The organism is Bradyrhizobium sp. WSM4873, from assembly GCF_055811355.1.
The window spans coordinates 14,759-31,352 of record NZ_JBVVPS010000036.1 but is presented as its reverse complement, the minus strand read 5'-3'; the positions used below and the strand labels follow the sequence as shown (position 1 = coordinate 31,352).

Annotated in this window: 15 protein-coding genes; 9 read left to right on the top strand and 6 right to left on the bottom strand. The window is 64.2% G+C overall.

Annotated elements, in window-relative coordinates; all coding sequences use genetic code 11:
* Nucleotides 1–92 precede the first annotated feature (92 nt).
* Nucleotides 93–1,712: an ABC transporter substrate-binding protein gene (locus tag AC0L21_RS32080; RefSeq protein ID WP_473265686.1), complete on the top strand. Its 1,620-nt coding sequence runs from the start codon at nt 93–95 to the stop codon at nt 1,710–1,712.
* Here the strand turns inward: AC0L21_RS32080 and AC0L21_RS32075 are convergent.
* Nucleotides 1,709–3,052: a glycoside hydrolase family 3 N-terminal domain-containing protein gene (locus AC0L21_RS32075; RefSeq protein ID WP_473265685.1), complete on the bottom strand. Its 1,344-nt coding sequence runs from the start codon at nt 3,050–3,052 to the stop codon at nt 1,709–1,711. The genes AC0L21_RS32080 and AC0L21_RS32075 overlap by 4 nt on opposite strands.
* A 187-nt stretch (nt 3,053–3,239) precedes the next feature.
* On the opposite strand from AC0L21_RS32075, the gene AC0L21_RS32070 reads away from it, so the two are divergent.
* Genes AC0L21_RS32070 through AC0L21_RS32060 form a run of 3 tightly spaced genes read left to right on the top strand, consistent with a single transcriptional unit; the run spans nt 3,240 to nt 7,037 of the window.
* A complete protein-coding gene (locus AC0L21_RS32070) occupies nt 3,240–4,730 on the top strand; it encodes a DUF4153 domain-containing protein (RefSeq protein WP_473265684.1) in 1,491 nt (496 codons plus the stop codon).
* A gap of 19 nt (nt 4,731–4,749) precedes the next feature.
* Complete coding sequence (locus AC0L21_RS32065; RefSeq protein WP_473265683.1) at nt 4,750–5,454, top strand: response regulator transcription factor; 705 nt, start codon at nt 4,750–4,752, stop codon at nt 5,452–5,454.
* Complete coding sequence (locus AC0L21_RS32060) at nt 5,451–7,037, top strand: ATP-binding protein (RefSeq protein WP_473265682.1); 1,587 nt, start codon at nt 5,451–5,453, stop codon at nt 7,035–7,037. Before AC0L21_RS32065 ends, AC0L21_RS32060 begins: the two co-directional genes overlap by 4 nt.
* Here AC0L21_RS32060 and AC0L21_RS32055 read toward each other — a convergent pair.
* On the bottom strand, nt 7,034–7,174 hold the full coding sequence (locus AC0L21_RS32055) for a hypothetical protein (protein WP_007597071.1): 141 nt from the start codon (nt 7,172–7,174) through the stop codon (nt 7,034–7,036). The two genes, AC0L21_RS32060 and AC0L21_RS32055, sit on opposite strands and share 4 nt — an antisense overlap.
* Before the next feature lie 79 nt (nt 7,175–7,253).
* On the opposite strand from AC0L21_RS32055, the gene AC0L21_RS32050 reads away from it, so the two are divergent.
* The 4 genes from AC0L21_RS32050 (at nt 7,254) to AC0L21_RS32035 (ending at nt 11,244) form a co-directional block, all read left to right on the top strand.
* The gene (locus AC0L21_RS32050; RefSeq protein ID WP_473265681.1) at nt 7,254–7,823 is read left to right on the top strand and encodes an alpha-ketoglutarate-dependent dioxygenase AlkB; all 570 of its coding nucleotides are present in this window, start codon (nt 7,254–7,256) and stop codon (nt 7,821–7,823) included.
* Between the two features lie 230 nt (nt 7,824–8,053).
* A complete protein-coding gene (locus AC0L21_RS32045; RefSeq protein ID WP_473265680.1) occupies nt 8,054–8,548 on the top strand; it encodes a hypothetical protein in 495 nt (164 codons plus the stop codon).
* 133 nt (nt 8,549–8,681) lie between these two features.
* Entirely contained in the window at nt 8,682–9,611 is a 930-nt protein-coding gene (locus tag AC0L21_RS32040; RefSeq protein WP_473265679.1) for an alpha/beta hydrolase, read from the top strand.
* Nucleotides 9,612–10,020: 409 nt separating this feature from the next.
* Nucleotides 10,021–11,244, top strand: coding sequence for an ABC transporter substrate-binding protein (locus AC0L21_RS32035; RefSeq protein ID WP_473265710.1), 1,224 nt, complete (start codon nt 10,021–10,023; stop codon nt 11,242–11,244).
* A gap of 236 nt (nt 11,245–11,480) precedes the next feature.
* Here the strand turns inward: AC0L21_RS32035 and AC0L21_RS32030 are convergent, their stop codons facing one another.
* Complete coding sequence (locus AC0L21_RS32030) at nt 11,481–13,043, bottom strand: adenylate/guanylate cyclase domain-containing protein (RefSeq protein WP_473265678.1); 1,563 nt, start codon at nt 13,041–13,043, stop codon at nt 11,481–11,483.
* Between the two features lie 178 nt (nt 13,044–13,221).
* On the opposite strand from AC0L21_RS32030, the gene AC0L21_RS32025 reads away from it, so the two are divergent.
* Nucleotides 13,222–14,313, top strand: a complete 1,092-nt coding sequence (locus AC0L21_RS32025; RefSeq protein WP_473265677.1) for an enolase C-terminal domain-like protein — start codon at nt 13,222–13,224, stop codon at nt 14,311–14,313.
* On the opposite strand, the gene AC0L21_RS32020 is transcribed toward AC0L21_RS32025, so the two are convergent.
* The 3 genes from AC0L21_RS32020 to AC0L21_RS32010 form a co-directional block, all read right to left on the bottom strand.
* Entirely contained in the window at nt 14,310–15,584 is a 1,275-nt protein-coding gene (locus AC0L21_RS32020; RefSeq protein WP_473265676.1) for a lipase family protein, read from the bottom strand. The two genes, AC0L21_RS32025 and AC0L21_RS32020, sit on opposite strands and share 4 nt — an antisense overlap.
* 187 nt (nt 15,585–15,771) lie before the next feature.
* Nucleotides 15,772–16,017, bottom strand: a complete 246-nt coding sequence (locus tag AC0L21_RS32015; RefSeq protein ID WP_473265675.1) for a hypothetical protein — start codon at nt 16,015–16,017, stop codon at nt 15,772–15,774.
* 10 nt (nt 16,018–16,027) lie between these two features.
* Nucleotides 16,028–16,501, bottom strand: a complete 474-nt coding sequence (locus AC0L21_RS32010) for an L-2-amino-thiazoline-4-carboxylic acid hydrolase (protein WP_473265674.1) — start codon at nt 16,499–16,501, stop codon at nt 16,028–16,030.
* Between the last annotated feature and the right edge of the window lie 93 nt (nt 16,502–16,594).

The window sequence follows — 16,594 nt, the reverse complement described above, 5'->3', positions numbered from 1 at the left end:
TGAGGTGCGCGCAGCGTGCGACGCCGTGAGGCGCGGCCGATGGCATGCGCCTTGCCTCTTTATGGTGCAAATCTCTCAAGAGTGAGCCCCCCATGAGCGCATCATCATTCGAACTAAACCGCCGCAGCGTGCTCGGCGGCTTCGGCCTCGCCGGAATAACGGCCGTTGCGCCGCGTTTCGCCCGGGCGCAGGGTCGTGCCGAGACGCTGCTGGTGGTGCAGGAGCTCGGGCCAAACTCGCTCGACATGCAGGGCGTCGGCTCCAACCAGACCGTGAACGGGCTGTCCTGGAATTGCTACGATCGCCTGCTGAGCTACGCCTCCAAGAACCTCCCCGACGGCACGCTGTCTTATGACCGCGAGAAGCTCGCACCTGAACTCGCCGAGAGCTTCGAGGTTGCGGCCGACGGCATGTCCTGCACTTTCAAATTGCGGAAGGACGCAAAATTCCACGACGGTACACCGGTCACCGCAAAGGACGTCAAATGGTCGTTCGACCGCGCGGTGAAGGTCGGCGGCTTTCCGACCTTTCAGATGTCGGCGGGGTCGCTGGAAAAGCCCGAGCAGTTCGTCGTAGTCGACGACCACACCTTCCGCATCGACTATGTGCGCAAGGACAAGATGCTGCTGTTCAACGTCGCGGTGGTCGTGCCCTTCATCATCAACTCGGAGCTCGCGAAAAAGAACGCGACGGCGGAAGACCCTTGGGCGCTGGCCTGGCTCAGGAACAACGAGGCAGGCGGCGGCGCTTACAGGATCGAAAGCTGGAAGCCGGGCAGCGAGACCGTGCTGGCGCGCTTCGACGATTGGAAGTGTGGACCTCTCCCGAAGCTCCGGCGCGTGATCGCGCGCGACGTCCCCTCCGCCGGCACCCGCCGCGCCATGCTGGAACGAGGCGATGCGGATATCTCCAGCGGCTTTGCGCCGCGTGACTTCGAGCAGATCATTCGGGAGGGCAAGGTCAAGGTCTCGGGCGTGCCGATCCCGAATGCGCTCTGGTCCGTCGCGCTCAACGCGGCAAAGCCGCCGTTCGACAATGTGAAGCTGCGCCAAGCCGTCGCCTGGGCGATGCCTTATGAGCAGATCCAGAGCAGCGCGTTCTTCGGACGCGCCGTTCCGATGTATGGCGGAGCGGCGGACGTCTCAAAGCCAGTGTGGCCGCAACCGTTTCCCTACGTCACCGATCTCGACAAGGCCAAGGCCCTGATGAAGGAGGCAGGCTTCGAGTCAGGGCTGGAGACGACGTTGTCGCTCGACACCGGCACGGCCACGGTCGGCGAGCCGACCGCGATCCTGATCCAGGAGAGCCTCGCCAAGATCGGAATCAAGGCGGCGATCGAGAAGATCCCCGGCGCGAACTGGCGCACCACACTGAACAAGAAGGAGCTGCCGCTCGCGCTGAATCGTTTCAGCGGCTGGCTCGATTATCCCGAATACTACTTCTACTGGAATTTCCACGGCAACAATTCGATCTTCAACATCTCCTCCTACCAGAACAAGGAAATGGACGCGCTGATCGACACGGCGCGGTTCACCACGGATACCGCCGAGTACGACAAGGCCGTCAAGGATTTCATCGCGCTCTGCATGCGCGACGTTCCCGTCATTCCGCTCAACCAGCCGATCCACGACGTCGCCATGCAGAAGGCCATCACCGGTTACGAATTCTGGTTTCATCGCGAGCCTGACTACCGGCAGTTCGCGAAGGGCTAGTTTTGGCGGGCGACGCTCACAGGGCGTGAGGCGGCTCGCGCCTGTTCGGACGGGAAACCCCGCGCGAGCCGCGCTTCGCTCGCGCGCAGCATCGCCGTATCGAGCTTGCCCTGCCGCGATCCATCCAGAGCACAAGCGAAAATCCGGTAGAATTGCGCGCCGTCATAGGCAACCAGCAGCAGATCGACCCCCGCGTTGATGGCCTCGACCACGGCCTGGCAGACGTCGTGCTGGTAGATCGCGCCCATGACGAGATCGTCGGTCATGACGACGCCCTGATAGCCCCATTTGTCGCGAATGATCCCCTCGACGACACGCTTCGAATGCGAGGCGGCGCGACCGGGATCGACGGCCGTGAGCGTGACATGCCCGACCATGATCGCGCTGCGCGAATGCGACAGCACCTCGCGGAACGGAAGCCAGTCGGTTGCCTCCAACTCCTTCACCGGCGTGTTGAGATTGGCACTGAAATGATGGGTGTCGGTGCGCACGCGGCCGATGCCGGGAAAATGCTTCAGTGTGGCGCCGACCCCGGATTCTTCCAACCCGCGCACATAGGCGCGCGCGATCGCGCCGACGACGGCCGGATCGGTCGCAATCGCGCGCTGGCCGATGAGTGTGTGAAAATCGAGGCGATTGCGCCGGCCCGGCGGCTTGAGATCGAGCACCGGTGCGAGATTGAGGTTGACGCCGAGCCCGGCGAGTTCACGTCCGTGGATGCGGCCGAACTCTGCCGCCTTGGCCTGTTGGTCATCGGGGGCAAGCCCGGCAAGCGTCGCCAGCGCCGGCAGCTTCGTCAGCGGCGGCGCAAGATGCCCGACGATGCCGCCCTCCTGGTCCGCGGCCACGACCAGCGGCGGCAGGCCGGCGGCGCGCCGCTTGTCCTGGAGTGCCGCGATCTCGGTGCGCAACGTCTCGACGGACCGGCCCCGGACGTTGTGCCGGGTGACGTAGACGCCGCCGATCAATCCTTGCTCGGCGAGGCGCGCTACCTCGGTAAACGAGGAATAGCCGACCATGAAGTGAGGTCCGAGCTGATGCGCCTCGGCCGCACTGGCGGCAAGAACATCGCGCTTGCGCAGTTCAAATTTAAGGTGCGCCGCCGACATCAGGAGCGGCGGAACGCACCAGAGCATGACGAGCAGCTTGCCGGCGATGCTCCGCCAGCGCCCGCGGTGCAGCAGCACGATGGCGATGACGATGCTTGTGACGACAATCGCGATGTTTCCGACGCCGCGCAGCATGAACAGATAAGGATCGTTCTTGTTCGCGGCCGCAAATGCGACGAGAGGCGCGGCAAGCCAGAGCAGAATGAGACCGATGCGGTTGAGGGATTGCATGATGCGTCACGCCCAATGTGATGAACGCATCGCACCTATCAAAGCGATTTGCGCCGCGTAAGGACCAAAAGCGCGCCTGCACATAATCTGCAAAAGACTCCTGAAGCCGTGCAGACGACGATCCCGCCTTCTGCACAAACGACGTTCAGACTTCGTGGTGCCAACATTCACGAAAGGTCATTTGAACATGACGAGCCTGGCTTCGACGATAGCAGCGGACCTCCAGCCGATCAGGCCTTCCTCCATTCCTGCCAAGCTTGGCGTCGCACTGGCACTGGCTGCGCTCGCCGACTGGCTGTTCTATGGCCCGCGTATCGGGCTATCGCTGACGCTCTTTGCGATCGCGACGGCTTGCGTGTCGATGCTGTTCAATCATGCGGCACTCGATCCGCGGCGCGCCAAGATCGGTGCAGCCATTCTCGTCGCGGGTCTCGTGCCGGCGACAGAGGACCTTAATGCCCTGTCCTTCCTGATCCTCGTCGCGGCACTGCTCTTGGCACTGCTGCTCGCGAGCAATTCGGAGACGACGGGCTCGGCGGACCGTGCCCGGGCGCTACGAAACTTTGTCTTGCTCGGACCCTTCAGGGTCTTCCCCGAAGCGCTTCAAATCTTCAACATGTCGGCACTCACCCGGAGCATCGCACTCTGGCTTCTGCCTGCAGCGCTGAGCACTGTGTTCATCGCACTGTTCGCCGCAGCCAATCCGCTGATCGAGCAGTGGGTGTTCCTGCTCGATCCAAAGCTCATCCTCGACTATATCAGCATCCCGCGCGTGCTGTTCTGGATCGTGATGCTGGCGCTGGTCTGGCCGTTCATCCATGTGCGCTGGCGGCGCGGGACGATTGCCACCACGACGGTCGTCGATGGCCCCGTGCCGCCGCCGCTGCCGTCCCAAGTCTCGGCTCAGTTCCTAGGCCCCTCCACCATCCTGCGCTCGCTGATCCTGTTCAACCTGCTGTTCGCTGCGCAATCGATCCTCGACGGTATCTATCTCTGGGGGCATGTCGCGCTGCCGACAAATTTGACCTATGCGGCCTATGCCCATCGCGGCGCCTATCCGCTGATCGCGACCGCACTGCTCGCCGCCGCCTTCGTGCTGGTGGCGATGCGCCCGGGCGGTCCGGCGGAGAAATCGAAGATCATCCGGCCGCTGGTGTATCTCTGGGTGGGACAGAACGTTCTGCTCGTCGCCTCCTCCATCCTTCGCCTCGAGCTTTACGTCGACATCTACATGCTGACCTACTGGCGCATCGCGGCCTTCATCTGGATGGGACTGGTGGCGCTAGGGCTGATCCTGATCGTCGCCCGTATCGTGCTCAGCAGGTCCAACCAATGGCTCGTCGGCGCCAATCTGATCGCGTTAACGATCGCGCTGTATGGCTGCTCGCTGGTGAACTTCGATGCATTCATCGCCGACTATAATCTGAGCCACAGCAACGAAATGTCGGGTAAAGGCTTGAGCATCGACGCCAACTATCTCCTCACCCTCGGGCCGCAGGCGCTGCCTGCCCTCGACAAGGTCATCGCTCATCGCCCGGGCGACAACTGCCTTGTGTCGCGGCGCGATCGGCTTGTAGAAGTCCAGCGTCAGGATCTGGCCTGGCGGAGCTGGGGCTTCCGGAATTGGCGGCTCCAGCGCAGGCTGGACGCGCTGGCGAAAGCTCGGTCGGCGGGCTGACGAAGCAGCGGAGAGATTCTTGGCGCATCGCATTCTCATCGTCGACGACGAAGGCCATATCCGCGAGGTCATCCGCGTCGCTTTGAGGAAAGCCGGCATGGACGTGATCGAGGCGCGCGACGGCAAGGAGGCGCTGAGCCGCTTTGCCGCCGATAGGCCTGACCTGATCGTACTCGACATCGGCATGCCCGAATTCGACGGCCTCGATGTCTGCCGGGAAATCCGCAAGAGCTCCGACGTGCCGATCCTGTTCCTGTCGGCCCGCGACGAGGAGATCGACCGCATCCTCGGCCTCGAGATCGGCGGCGATGACTACGTGACGAAGCCCTTCAGTCCGCGCGAGCTGGTGGCGCGGGTCAATGTCATCCTGCGCCGTCTCGGCCCGCGCAATGGCGAGGCCAAGGCGGGGCCGTCGGCCCTCGCGCAAGGCGGCCTGCTGATCGATCCCGAGCAGCATGTCGCGTCCTTCGCTGGCACGCCGCTGAAGCTGACCGCGATCGAGTTCGGCATCTTGCGCGCGTTCCTGACCCGGCCGACCTCGGTGTTCAATCGCGAGCAGCTGATGCGGGCGGCCTACCAGCTCAACATCCAGGTCTCCGACCGCACTATCGACAGCCACATCCGCAACATCCGCGCCAAGCTCGCGGCGCAGGCCTGCGACAACGTCATCGAGACCATCCACAGCGTCGGCTTCAAGCTCGGCCGCTGCGAGAAAGAGGCATGAGCGCCGCGCCCGACAAATGGCGGCCGTCGCTCACTCTCGTGATCTTCACGGTGCTGGCGACCGTCGGCGTGCTGCCGCTGGTCGGCCTGTTCTTCTTCCGTCTCTACGACAACCAGCTGATCCGCCAGACCCAGGCCGAGCTGATTGCGCAGAGCCGCGTGCTCGCGACGATCTATGCGCAGGAAGTCACAGCAAGGCTCGATAGCGGCCTCACGCTCGGCGCGGAGGTACCATCAGGCGTGCTGCCCGACCCCGGCGACCAAGTCACCCCGATCCGGCCAGCGCTCGATCTCACCGCCAACGATCTGTTGCGGCGACGGCCCGACGCGCAAGCAGCAATCCAGCCGGCGCAGCCAGCCTATGTCGAGATCGGTGCAAGGCTGACGCCGATCCTCCGCGAGACCCAGAAGGTGACGCTGGCGGGCTTCCGGATCCTCGATCCCCAAGGCGTGGTGATCGCGGGGCGGCAGGAGGTCGGGCAATCGCTCGCCCATATCGAGGAGGTCGCGGACGCGCTGCATGGGCAATACCGCGCCACCCTGCGCAACCGCGTGCCCGACAAGCCGCCGCCGTCGATCTATTCCTTCAGCCGCGGCCTCGGCGTCCACGTGTTTTCGGCAATGCCTGTTATCGTCAACAACCGCGTCGCGGGGGTGATCTACACGACGCGGACGCCGAGCAACATCTTCGACCATCTCTACCAGGAGCGGGCCAAGTTCGTGCTGGCGGGTCTTGCCGTGGTTCTCGGCACGATCGCGATTGGCCTCGTATTCTCGCGCACTATCACGCTGCCGATGCGCGAGCTGATCGACCGCGCCACCAGAATAGGGCGCGGCGACCGCGAGGCGTTCAGACCGTTGCGGCACTACGGCACGCGCGAGTTCGCCCAGCTCTCGCACAGCTTCCTCGGCATGGCCGAACAGCTCGCGCGGCGCTCGGACTATATCGCGACCTTCTCGGCCCACCTCACCCACGAACTGAAATCGCCGCTGACCTCGATCAAGGGCGCCGCCGAGCTGTTGCAGGATTCGGTTCAGGGCAAAGCGGGCAGCCTGACGCTGGTCGAGCAGGAGATGTTCATCGCCAACATCCTGTCCGACACAAAGCGGCTGGAAGCGATGGCGCAGCGGCTTCGCGAACTCGCGCGTGCCGAAAGCCTGCCGCAAAACGAGCGCACGGAATTGGCGCCCGTGATTGCCGACCTCAGGAGCCGGTTTCCCGTGAGCTCAATCGAGGCCAGCGGCAGCCTCGACCTGATGATCGGCATGTCGGCTGAGAAGGCGCTGATCGTGCTGTCGCATCTCGCCGACAATGCTATGCGGCACAAGGCGGGGACCATCAGGCTGGAGGCGATCGACGAGCGCACGACCCTGCGTCTGACGGTAAGCAATGACGGCGAGCCGATCTCGGCGCCGAACCGCGACAGGATCTTCGACGCGTTCTTCACCACCCGCCGCGACCAGGGCGGCACCGGGATGGGGCTGGCGATCGCGCGCGCAGTCATGGCGAGCCATGGCGGCTCGATCAGGCTCAAGCCGACCGATCGGGGCGCAGCGTTCGAGCTGCAGTTTCCAATGGGCTAGATCGCGAACACCCAGGCGGCGACGATGGTGCCGATGGTGACCAGACCGGCGATGGTCCAGCCGGCGGCGTATTCCAGCTCAGGATGACCGGTCGCCCGCATGATCTCTGCCGGATCGGCGGTATGCTTCTCTGCCATGACAGCCTCGCACGTTACTTTCCGCGTATATGTAAGTCGCATCGGCCGCTATTAGGTTCCATCACGGAAATGCGAGGAAATGACGCAGTTTGGTTTGTTCGCCAATCCGCAAGCAGGGCCTGCCGGCCTTCGCTACATCGAAGACTTCGTCGAGGCCGCCGTCGAGCAGGCGCTCATCGGCCGCATCGCAGCATTGCCGCTCCAGCGCTTCCAGTTCGGCGCCTTCGAGGGCAACCGCCGGGTGGCGGCCTTTGGCTATCGCTACGACTACACATGGCAGCGGCTGGCCGAGGCCGAGCCGATCCCGGACTGGGTCGTCCCCGTCGCGCGGCAGGTCGAGGCATGGGCGGGGCTCGCCGACGGCAGCGTGCGGCAGGTGCTCTGTACCGAATACGAAGCTGGCGTCGGCATCGGCTGGCATCGCGACAAGCCGCATTTCGACAAGATCCTCGGCCTGTCGCTCGGCTCGTCCTGCAAATTCCGCTTCCGCCGCCGTAGCGACGACAAATGGGAGCGCCACACGCTCGAAGCCCGGCCGCGCTCGCTTTACATGATGGACGGCGGGGCGCGGTCGCAATGGGAGCACAGCATCCCGCCGGTCGAGGCGCGCCGCTATTCCATCACCTTCCGGACGATGAAGCAGGCCTGACCGGCCGGCCAAACAAAAAACGTGAAAACAACCCCATGCACAGTAGAACGGCCGTGTCGGCGCGAGGCTCGGCCGCGCGCCATAACCGTTTGACACCTCGGGACAAAACAGCCGTACCGCGCAAAGGCGCAAGGCCCGGCGAACTTGCCTTCTAATTCGCGTTTACATGCTAAACTGGTTCCACGCGCCGCGCGGGAGGGAAGCCGCGACTGCAGGTCCAGGGAGGCAAGATGAAAGCCGGTCGATTGATCCTCGCTTGCGCCCTCGTTGTCGCAACCGCCCCCGGCTTCGCCGATGCATCCGACGCGACGGCTGCAAAAGTCTCGGGCTCGACGGCGCTGGCGCTCGCGGGGGTGATCGCGCCGCTGTCGTCGGTGCTGTCCGGCGCCGAGAAGAAGGCGATGGCGATGCTGTTCGCCGCCAACAGCGACATTCCCTACAAGAAGCCGATCGTGGTGACCGCCGATCGAATCGTCTGTCGCGCCGGCAATGTCGACATCACCGTGCGGAACTGCGAGGTCACCTTCGGCAAGAAGACTAGGACGGTGAACGGCTCCACGGCCAGCGAGATCTTCGCCACCGAAGCCTTGGCCGGCATTCCGCCCGACGGCGCCGCAGGATCGAATTTCGAGAGCCTGACCAAGCTGAGCTGCACGATCGACCCCAATGCCATCCGCCGAAAGGACGGCACCGGGGCGGATTGCACCTTCCAGCCGGGAAATTGATCCACGCGCGGAGACGAGCCGGGAGAACCATGGGTGCCGTGAAATCGCCTCATGACCAGCTAACTAATAAGGCGAATTGAAAAGACGGGCCAAACGCGCGAGCCCATATCGGGCACGCAGGGCCAACACCGACATGAAGAATTTCCTCGCATTTTTTCTGATCCTGGGCGTGACGGCAGCCTCCGCGCACGGCCCCCTACCGATGTGGCCGGCCGCGCCATCCGACGTTGTCCGGGTCGGCCTCACCGACAACGACACCACCGCGGGCGGCACCGCGCGGCTGTGCGAGCAGGTCACCTTCTCGCGCGGCCTGCGCTACGGCGAGAGCGAAGCCAATGTGCTCGATGTCGCCACCGCCACGACCAAGGCGGATACGCCGCGGCCGGTGCTGCTATTCGTGACCGGCGACACCTTCACCGGCGACCGCGCCGCGCCGGAGCTGTCGCGGCAGATCCAGGACCAGGCCATGTGCTTTGCTGCCCGCAACGACATGATCGGCGTGCGCGTCAACTACCGGCTGGCGCCCTCGGCGACGTGGCCGGCGGGTGCGACCGACGTAGCGGCGGCGCTGTCCTGGGTCCACGGCAATATCGACCTGTTCAACGGCGATGCCCGCGAAATCGTCGCGGTCGGCTACGGCGCCGGTGCCTTCCATGTCGCCACCCTGCTGGCCCATCCCGAACTCCAGACCGACCGCGCCGATGTCGCGGCGGTCGTGCTGGTGTCCGGGGTCTACCGCGCCGGCAAGGACGCGAGCGATAGCGAGAAGGCCTATCTCGGCAGCGACGCCAGCCAGTACAACAAGCGATCGGTCTTTCCCGGCATCCTCAATGTCGACGTCCCGATCGTGCTGGCCTGGGCCGCGGATGATTCCGCCGGCATCACGGCGCAGGGCGAAACCCTGAAGAAGACGCTCTGCGGCGCCGGCCATTGTCCGCGTAGCGCGCTGCTGCGCAGCCGCGACGGCATCGCGAGCGCCTTCGGCCTCGACGGCTCCGGCGACAGCCTCGCCGAACCGACGCTGCTGCTGGTGCATCAGCTCGAGGCGCGCGGGCTGCCGTAGGGGTTTGCCTGCCAGCCGTACGCTAACGGCACACTCCTTTTGCTGGGCTACCCCTCTCCCCCGCCCTCCCCCACAAGGGGGGAGGGAGCGCAGTGTGCCCCGGGTGAAAATAGGGCTCACCAGCTCGATGAGCTCACAGAGCCAAAGCCAATTGTGATCACCTGAAGCAGCGATACGCACAACTGCGTTCCCTCCCCCCTTGTGGGGGAGGGTTAGGGAGAGGGGTGCCACACGGGGACTCTCTCGATCGTCGGCGCGTCAGCACGCCTGCCGCTTTCCGTCGGACTCAATAGGCGCCGCGTCGAAGCGCGCCATCCAGCCACAGCTTTGACAAACGCTTGACGTAGATCAACTCCTCTTGCTGCGGAGTGAGCCGACCTCGTTGGGGGCCAACGACAAGGTGTTGAGCATGGGCGTCACCGGCAGGATGCTGTTCGTTTCGATGATCGCGTTCGCGTCGCTCGGCGCGATGTCCGAGCAACGCGCCGATCAACCCACCGCCGACAACGAAATTCGTATCGGCAATGTCATGCCGTATTCGGGACCGCTCTCGGAGTTCGGCGCCATCGGCCAGGCGGAAGCCGCCTATTTCGACATGGTCAATGCGCGCGGCGGTATCAACGGCCGCAAGATCCGCTTCATCACCCGCGACGACAATTCCGACCCGACGACCGCGCTGGAGCTGACCCGCAAGCTGGTCGAGACGGACGACGTGCATTTGATGTTCGGCTCGTTCGGCACGCCGGGCAATCTCGCCGCGCGCTGGTATCTGAACGCGAAGAAAATTCCGCAACTGTTCGTCGCCTCCGGCGACGAGGAGCTGAGCCAGGCCAAGGCGTTTCCCTGGACCATGGGTTGGCAGCCGTCGTTCCGGTCGGAGGGGCGCATCTATGCCAACTATCTCCAGGCCTATTATCCCAGGAAGAAGATCGTCGTGCTCTGGCAGAACGACCAGTTCGGGCGTGCGCTTCTCAAGGGCATGGAGGAAGGTCTTGGCGATCTGAACCGTCTCGTCCTCGTCGACATCGCTTTCGACATTGCCGATGAGCATCTCGACGGACACGTCTCGATCCTCAAGCGCGCCGGCGCCGATATTTTCGTCTTTCTCGGCGTGCCGTCGACGGCGTCCAAGGTGATCAAGCTGGCGGCGTCACTGAAATGGCGCCCGGTCTTCATCGTCAATGACGCCTCCGCCTCGATCGCCAACGCGATGGCGCCCGCAGGCCTGGAGAATTCCTCCGGCGTGATCTCGGCGGCCTTTCTGAAGGACCCGAGCGATCCCGCATGGAAGGACGATCCCGCCATGAAGGACTGGTTCACTTTCATGGACAAGTACCATCACGACGAAAGCACCAACAGCAGCGCTGCACTCTTTGGCTACGCCGCGGCAGAGGCGCTGACGCAAGTGCTGAAGCAGTGCGGCAACGACCTCTCGCGCGAGAACATCATGCGTCAGGCAGCTTCGCTGAGGAATTATCAGCCTTCGGTCGCGCTGCCCAACATCAGGATGAACACCTCGCCAACCAGCTACCTGCCGATCAGGCAGATGCGGCTGGTCCAGTTCGACGGGCGCTCGTGGCAACCGTTCGGCGACGTGATCGAGACGGCGTTTACGGAAGGTGCCGCGCGGTAAGGTGACTCACGACGCCCTTTTGCTGGGCTACCCCTCTCCCCCGCCCTCCCCCACAAAGGGGGAGGGAGCCGAGCGGAATACGGAGCGACGTTGCACCATGATCGACGGCCGCGATAGTTGGACAACGTCGCCACATCAAAAGTGCGTTCCCTCCCCCCTTGTGGGGGAGGGTTAGGGAGAGGGGTGCCACACGAGAACTCTCCCGATCAGAAAAGCCGCTATGTAAGTTCGCTTCCTCACGCCGGCTTCAGCGAGGCCAGCGCGTTCTCCAGCAGCGAGCGCACCCGCGCCGCGTCGCCGGATTTGACCACCGCCGGATCAAGATAGAGCTCCAGCCCCGGTGCGCGCTCGCTGATGATACCGTTTGTCTCCACTGAAGCGTCGTTCAGCGCATCCACGGAGTACGGAATCACTTCGCGGCTGATGCCTTTCATCGTGATCGCGGGCAGCGCGTGAGCGCGGACGATGTCGCTGACCAGCGCGAAGCTCTCGTAGCTCAGCACGATGCCGCCGGGCTCGGCGATCGATTGCAGGCGCGCGGCGAGGTTCGCCTCCGCACCGATGATGGTGTAGTCCATGCGATCGCTGCTGCCGAAATTGCCGACATTGCAATAGCCCGAATTGATGCCCATGCGGGCCTTGAACGGCAGCTCGATGCCGGAGGCGCGCCATTTCGCATTGAGCTCGGTGAGGCGATGCTGCATGCGCCAGGCCATCTGGAGGCAGGCCTGCGCGTCCGCGCGGTCGCCCTTGGTCTCGGGGTCACCGAAGAAGATCAGCATGGCATCGCCGATGAACTTGTCGATGGTGCCGCCAAATTCGTGGGCGACCGCCGACATCTCGGTGAAATATTCGTTGAGGAGTTGGGTCAGCAACTCCGGCTGGAGCCGCTCCGCCGTCGCGGTGAAGTTCTGGATGTCCGAGAAGAAGATGGTGAGCTTCTTGCGCTCGGTGTGGATGGTCACGTCCTTCTGGCCGGAGAAGATGCTCTTGTAGACCTGCGGCGGGATGTAGCGCGAGATCTTCATCGACAGCGAAGCCAGGAAGTCGTTGGCGGATTCGAGCTCCTTGTTCATGCCTTTGATGCGGCTCGCCTGGCGGCGCTGCAGCGAGAGGAACGACAAGCCGCTGCCGGCGGCGATCAGGAAATAGGCCAACAGGAACTTGAACGAGAAAATGTTGGCGGCGATCGGCTGGGCGATGATCACCTCCTGGATGCCTCTGACGTCACCGACCTTCCAGTCCTTCTTCGGGCTCTCGGGGTGGCTGTTGTGGCAGCTGACGCAGGCCGGGCCCATCGTGACAGGCGCGATCAGCCGGACCTTGTCGTTGAACAGCGAGGTCTCCGTCTCAACGATCTTCTGCTCGGGGTCGGCGCGCAGGGCTTCCAGCGCGTCCTTCTCGAACTTGTCGAGCTGATGCGGGGCGCGGTTCTGGAACGGGAAGTCCGAGACGAAACGGTAGGTGATGTTTTCCTGCTGCGCCCCGATTACTCGGCCAAGCTCCAGCGACAGCGTGGCCGGGATCGGGATCGCGCCGGGGACGGATTCGTAGTTGTGAACGACTTTCGTCGAGCCATTTGGATTGGCGAGGATGCGGCCAACCACGTTGGACGCGTAATAGCTGCGGACGCTGGTAATGACCGAATTGAGATCGACGGCCTGCCGACGCAGCGCCGTCTTGCTCAGCTCCGTGAGATCCAGCCACACGGCCAGCGGCAGGGCGAGCAGCAGGAAGGCGATCGCGGCACCAGTCAGGATACCGCTTTTGCGCTGCTCTTCGGCGACCTCTTGTTTCACTCTTTGGCTCCGTTGTGAGCGTTCTTGTCTCGGACCCGAGGATTTGCGGCACAGAGCCAATAAACGCGCTCCCGCGCAACCCCATTTCATGGTGGTCGCGCCAAGCCGCTTTTCGTTTCATCGCGAATGTTTAAAGATCGGCGTTAATCTGTACTCACTCCGCCGGGAGATCCAGCAAATGACCGAGACCATCCGCATCAAGCGCTTCAATGCGCGCTCCGTGATCGTGCCGATGAAACTGCCGCTACAGACCTCGACTGGGGCGGTCGCAAAGGCGCCGCTGGTGCTGATCGACTGCGAGACCGACCTGGGCGCAACCGGCCACGCCTATCTGTTCTCGATCACCCCATCGGCCTTGAAGCCGCTGGCGGCGATGGTCGCGGAAATGTCAGAGCTGCTTGCGGGCGACGAGCTGCTGCCGTTCGAGATCGAGCGCAAGCTGACCCAGCGCTTCACGCTACTGGGGCTCGCTGGCCTGCAGCGGCTGGCGCAATCCGGCATCGATATGGCGGCATGGGACGCGCTGGCGCGCGCACGCGGCCTGCCCCTCGCGCGCCTGCTCGGCGGCACACCGAAACCGGTCAGGGCCTACAATTCGAAGGGGCTCGGCATCATGCCGGCGGGTGCCGCGGTGGAGGAAGCCCACAAGTTGCTGGCCGAGGGCTTTCAGGCCGCGAAGATCCGCGTCGGCCGTCCCGATGCGCGGGAAGACCTGAAAGTGGTGCGGGCGGTGCGCAAGGCCGTCGGCGACGACGTGACCTTGATGTGCGACTACAACCAGGCGCTGACGGTCACCGAGGCCATCCGCCGCGGCGAGATGCTCGACGATGAGGGCCTGACCTGGATCGAGGAGCCGATTCGTCACGACGATTATGAGGGCAACGCCCGTATCGCGGACGCGCTGCGCACGCCGGTCCAGATCGGCGAGAATTTCGACAGCGCCTTCGCGATGCAGACCGCGCTCTCAGCGGAAGCCTGCGACTACGTGATGCCCGACGTGCAGCGCATCGGCGGCGTCACCGGCTGGGTCCGCGCCGCCGCGCTGGCGCACGCCGCCGGGATCGAGATGTCAACTCATCTGTTCTCGGAAATCAGCGCGCATCTTTTGTGCGTGACGCCGACCGCGCATTGGCTGGAATATGTCGACTGGGCCGACGCGGTGCTGGCGACCCGTTTGCAGATCAAGGACGGCTTTGCGCTGCCGGGCGAGGAGCCCGGCAACGGGATCGCGTGGAACGAGGCGGCGGTGACGAAGTATCTGGTGAGTTAATCGTTGAAAGCGAGGCCTTTCTCCGGTTCGCCCGGAGCACCGGGCTCGGCAATTCCCGCGCAATTGCCCTGCGGCTTTTGTCCGGCGAGCATGCCGCGGAAGAACGCGAGCGCATCCGGGAAGGCCGCGTGGAGGCCACCATTGTGTGTCGCGCCGGGATAGGTCTTCCAGACCACGTCGTTGCCGGCCGCGCACAGCGCCGCAACTTCGGCATATTGCCGCGTGGGGACCAGCGTGGAATCGGCAAGACCGGTCCCGAGCAGCACTGGCACCTTCAGGCGCACGGCCTTCATGTCCGTGATCGGCGTCAGCCGCGCCATCACATTGGCGATGGGCTCGACATAGACGTTCTCGGCGGCAATGCCGTCCTTGCGCGCGACCTCGCGCATCTCAGGCGTGCAGCTTTCACGCGCCGCCTTCAGGACCGACTTGCCCTTGTCGGAGACGAGATCGTCGGCCGACGGCGCGCCATCCGGCAACGAGCCGCCGAGCAGCATCAGCGACGTATAGATCGGCGAGGCGATCGCGGTCGTCTGCGGCGGCTTGTAGGGACCATCGGGGAACGTGGACACCAGGCCCGTGGCCACGGTGGCGATCAGCGGCACGTCGGGCGCATAGCTTTCCGCGATCACGGTCGCGCCCATGGCCGCGCCCGAGCCTTGCGATTGTCCTGTGACGAAAACCTTTGAAGCGAGCTTGTCGCGATATTCGGCAAGCGTGGCACGCACGCCATCGAGCACGGAGCGCCCTTCCGCCTCCCAGATCAGATAAGGATGCGGTCCCGCTCCGCCGAGCCCCTGATAATCGGTCGCCACCACCGCAAACCCGTTCTCGAGCCAGCGCTGGATGTAGGTGGCATCGCGCGGCTTGTGCCCGGTCCAGGACGGCGCACAGGAATCCGACACGCCGAGCGTGCCATGCGCCCAGGCAACCAGCGGCCAGCCTCCGGCCGGCTGCTCGCCCTTGGGCAGGTAGACCGTACCGCTCACCGGCACGATACCGGCATGCCAGCGCAGATCCGTCGACGTGTAGAGGATGCGTTCGGCGACAGCGGCGCTCGTGATCTCCGGCTGCGCCAGCATCGGCTCCTTGCGCAGCACCACGCCGGGACTTTCGGGGAGGGCTTGGGACCAGCGATAAAAGCCGGACAGGTCCTGATCGCCGACTTTCGGGCCCACCGGCAGCGACGAATCCGCGTGTGCTTGCGCCATCGCGAGGCCTGTGACGACGGCGAGCGCCATCACGAATTTCGGACTCGGGGTTTTGAACATCGGCGTCTCCAGTTCCCTTGCAGTGTGCCGCATTTTTGTTGGCGGGTTGATTGCCGCAGCAATGCACTTTCCGCGTCGATTATGGAGACGATCGCGCGCGGGTCCAAGTCTATTTCAGGCAAGTCTTTTGCAGACACGTCTTTTCGGACACGTCTGTTCAGAGATGGGCAGATGCCGATCTGCGTAGCTACCAGGTTTCCGCGCCGGGGATTTTCTTGCGCACCGCCCGGCGCTGGATCCAGATGCAACGGCGCACGGCCGTATTGGAGCGGCCGACTGCGGATATTCCTTGGCCGGCCTGCAGCAGTGGCGCCACGCTTTCGCGCAGCGCGCGGCAGCGCTGGAGCTCAGCCTGCCAGTCGATGATGGCTGCGTCGGCCCGCGACGCAATCAGCGCCAGCGCAGCCACGGCAAGACAGCTCACCCGCATCATCTGGTGTTCCTCACTGTGATCCCTCTCCATCCCGCCGGTAGCGGAAGTCGCAATGGCCGGCTCCCTGCATGATCGTCTGCGTCCGCGTGAGCTTGACGTCGGAGCCGAAACCTTCCGCGGCCGCGAAGTCGGCGGTGCAGATCAGGAGAAAGCCGAGTTCGGGCTCGCCAAGCGCCTTGTAGAACTCGGCATAGGCGCAGCGCGTGACGTCGAAGGCGAATGAATCCTGCGACTGTTCGATGATGTCATAGGCGAGCGCGTCGTCGCGAGCGTAGGTTTTGAACGCCGACGACACCGCCTTGCCGAGATCGCTCTCGTTCTTGGCTTTCCAGAATTCCTCGCCGAAATGGCGATAGAGATCGCCGAGGGTGTTGCGCACCAGCGCGTTGGCACGCGCCTCGCCGAGCTCGGCCTGGAGCGCCTTGACGAGGGGCACGAGCACCTGTGCCTGCATCGTTGCTTGCTCGATGACGGAAATGCTCATGGGCGGCCCCGCGTCTGAGACGACGGTAGCACATCGATGTTGCTATAGGAGGTTGTGGCGTGCGGGACCGAGGTCCCGACGAAACGTCCGTCT

Bases quoted from the DNA above. Each gene is read 5' to 3' on its own strand.
- AC0L21_RS32080 (WP_473265686.1), top strand. From the start codon at position 93: ATGAGCGCATCATCATTCGAACTAAACCGCCGCAGCGTGCTCGGCGGC.
- AC0L21_RS32075 (WP_473265685.1), bottom strand. From the start codon at position 3,052: ATGCAATCCCTCAACCGCATCGGTCTCATTCTGCTCTGGCTTGCCGCG.
- AC0L21_RS32070 (WP_473265684.1), top strand. From the start codon at position 3,240: ATGACGAGCCTGGCTTCGACGATAGCAGCGGACCTCCAGCCGATCAGG.
- AC0L21_RS32060 (WP_473265682.1), top strand. From the start codon at position 5,451: ATGAGCGCCGCGCCCGACAAATGGCGGCCGTCGCTCACTCTCGTGATC.
- AC0L21_RS32055 (WP_007597071.1), bottom strand. From the start codon at position 7,174: ATGGCAGAGAAGCATACCGCCGATCCGGCAGAGATCATGCGGGCGACC.
- AC0L21_RS32050 (WP_473265681.1), top strand. From the start codon at position 7,254: ATGACGCAGTTTGGTTTGTTCGCCAATCCGCAAGCAGGGCCTGCCGGC.
- AC0L21_RS32045 (WP_473265680.1), top strand. From the start codon at position 8,054: ATGAAAGCCGGTCGATTGATCCTCGCTTGCGCCCTCGTTGTCGCAACC.
- AC0L21_RS32040 (WP_473265679.1), top strand. From the start codon at position 8,682: ATGAAGAATTTCCTCGCATTTTTTCTGATCCTGGGCGTGACGGCAGCC.
- AC0L21_RS32035 (WP_473265710.1), top strand. From the start codon at position 10,021: ATGGGCGTCACCGGCAGGATGCTGTTCGTTTCGATGATCGCGTTCGCG.
- AC0L21_RS32025 (WP_473265677.1), top strand. From the start codon at position 13,222: ATGACCGAGACCATCCGCATCAAGCGCTTCAATGCGCGCTCCGTGATC.
- AC0L21_RS32020 (WP_473265676.1), bottom strand. From the start codon at position 15,584: ATGTTCAAAACCCCGAGTCCGAAATTCGTGATGGCGCTCGCCGTCGTC.
- AC0L21_RS32015 (WP_473265675.1), bottom strand. From the start codon at position 16,017: ATGATGCGGGTGAGCTGTCTTGCCGTGGCTGCGCTGGCGCTGATTGCG.
- AC0L21_RS32010 (WP_473265674.1), bottom strand. From the start codon at position 16,501: ATGAGCATTTCCGTCATCGAGCAAGCAACGATGCAGGCACAGGTGCTC.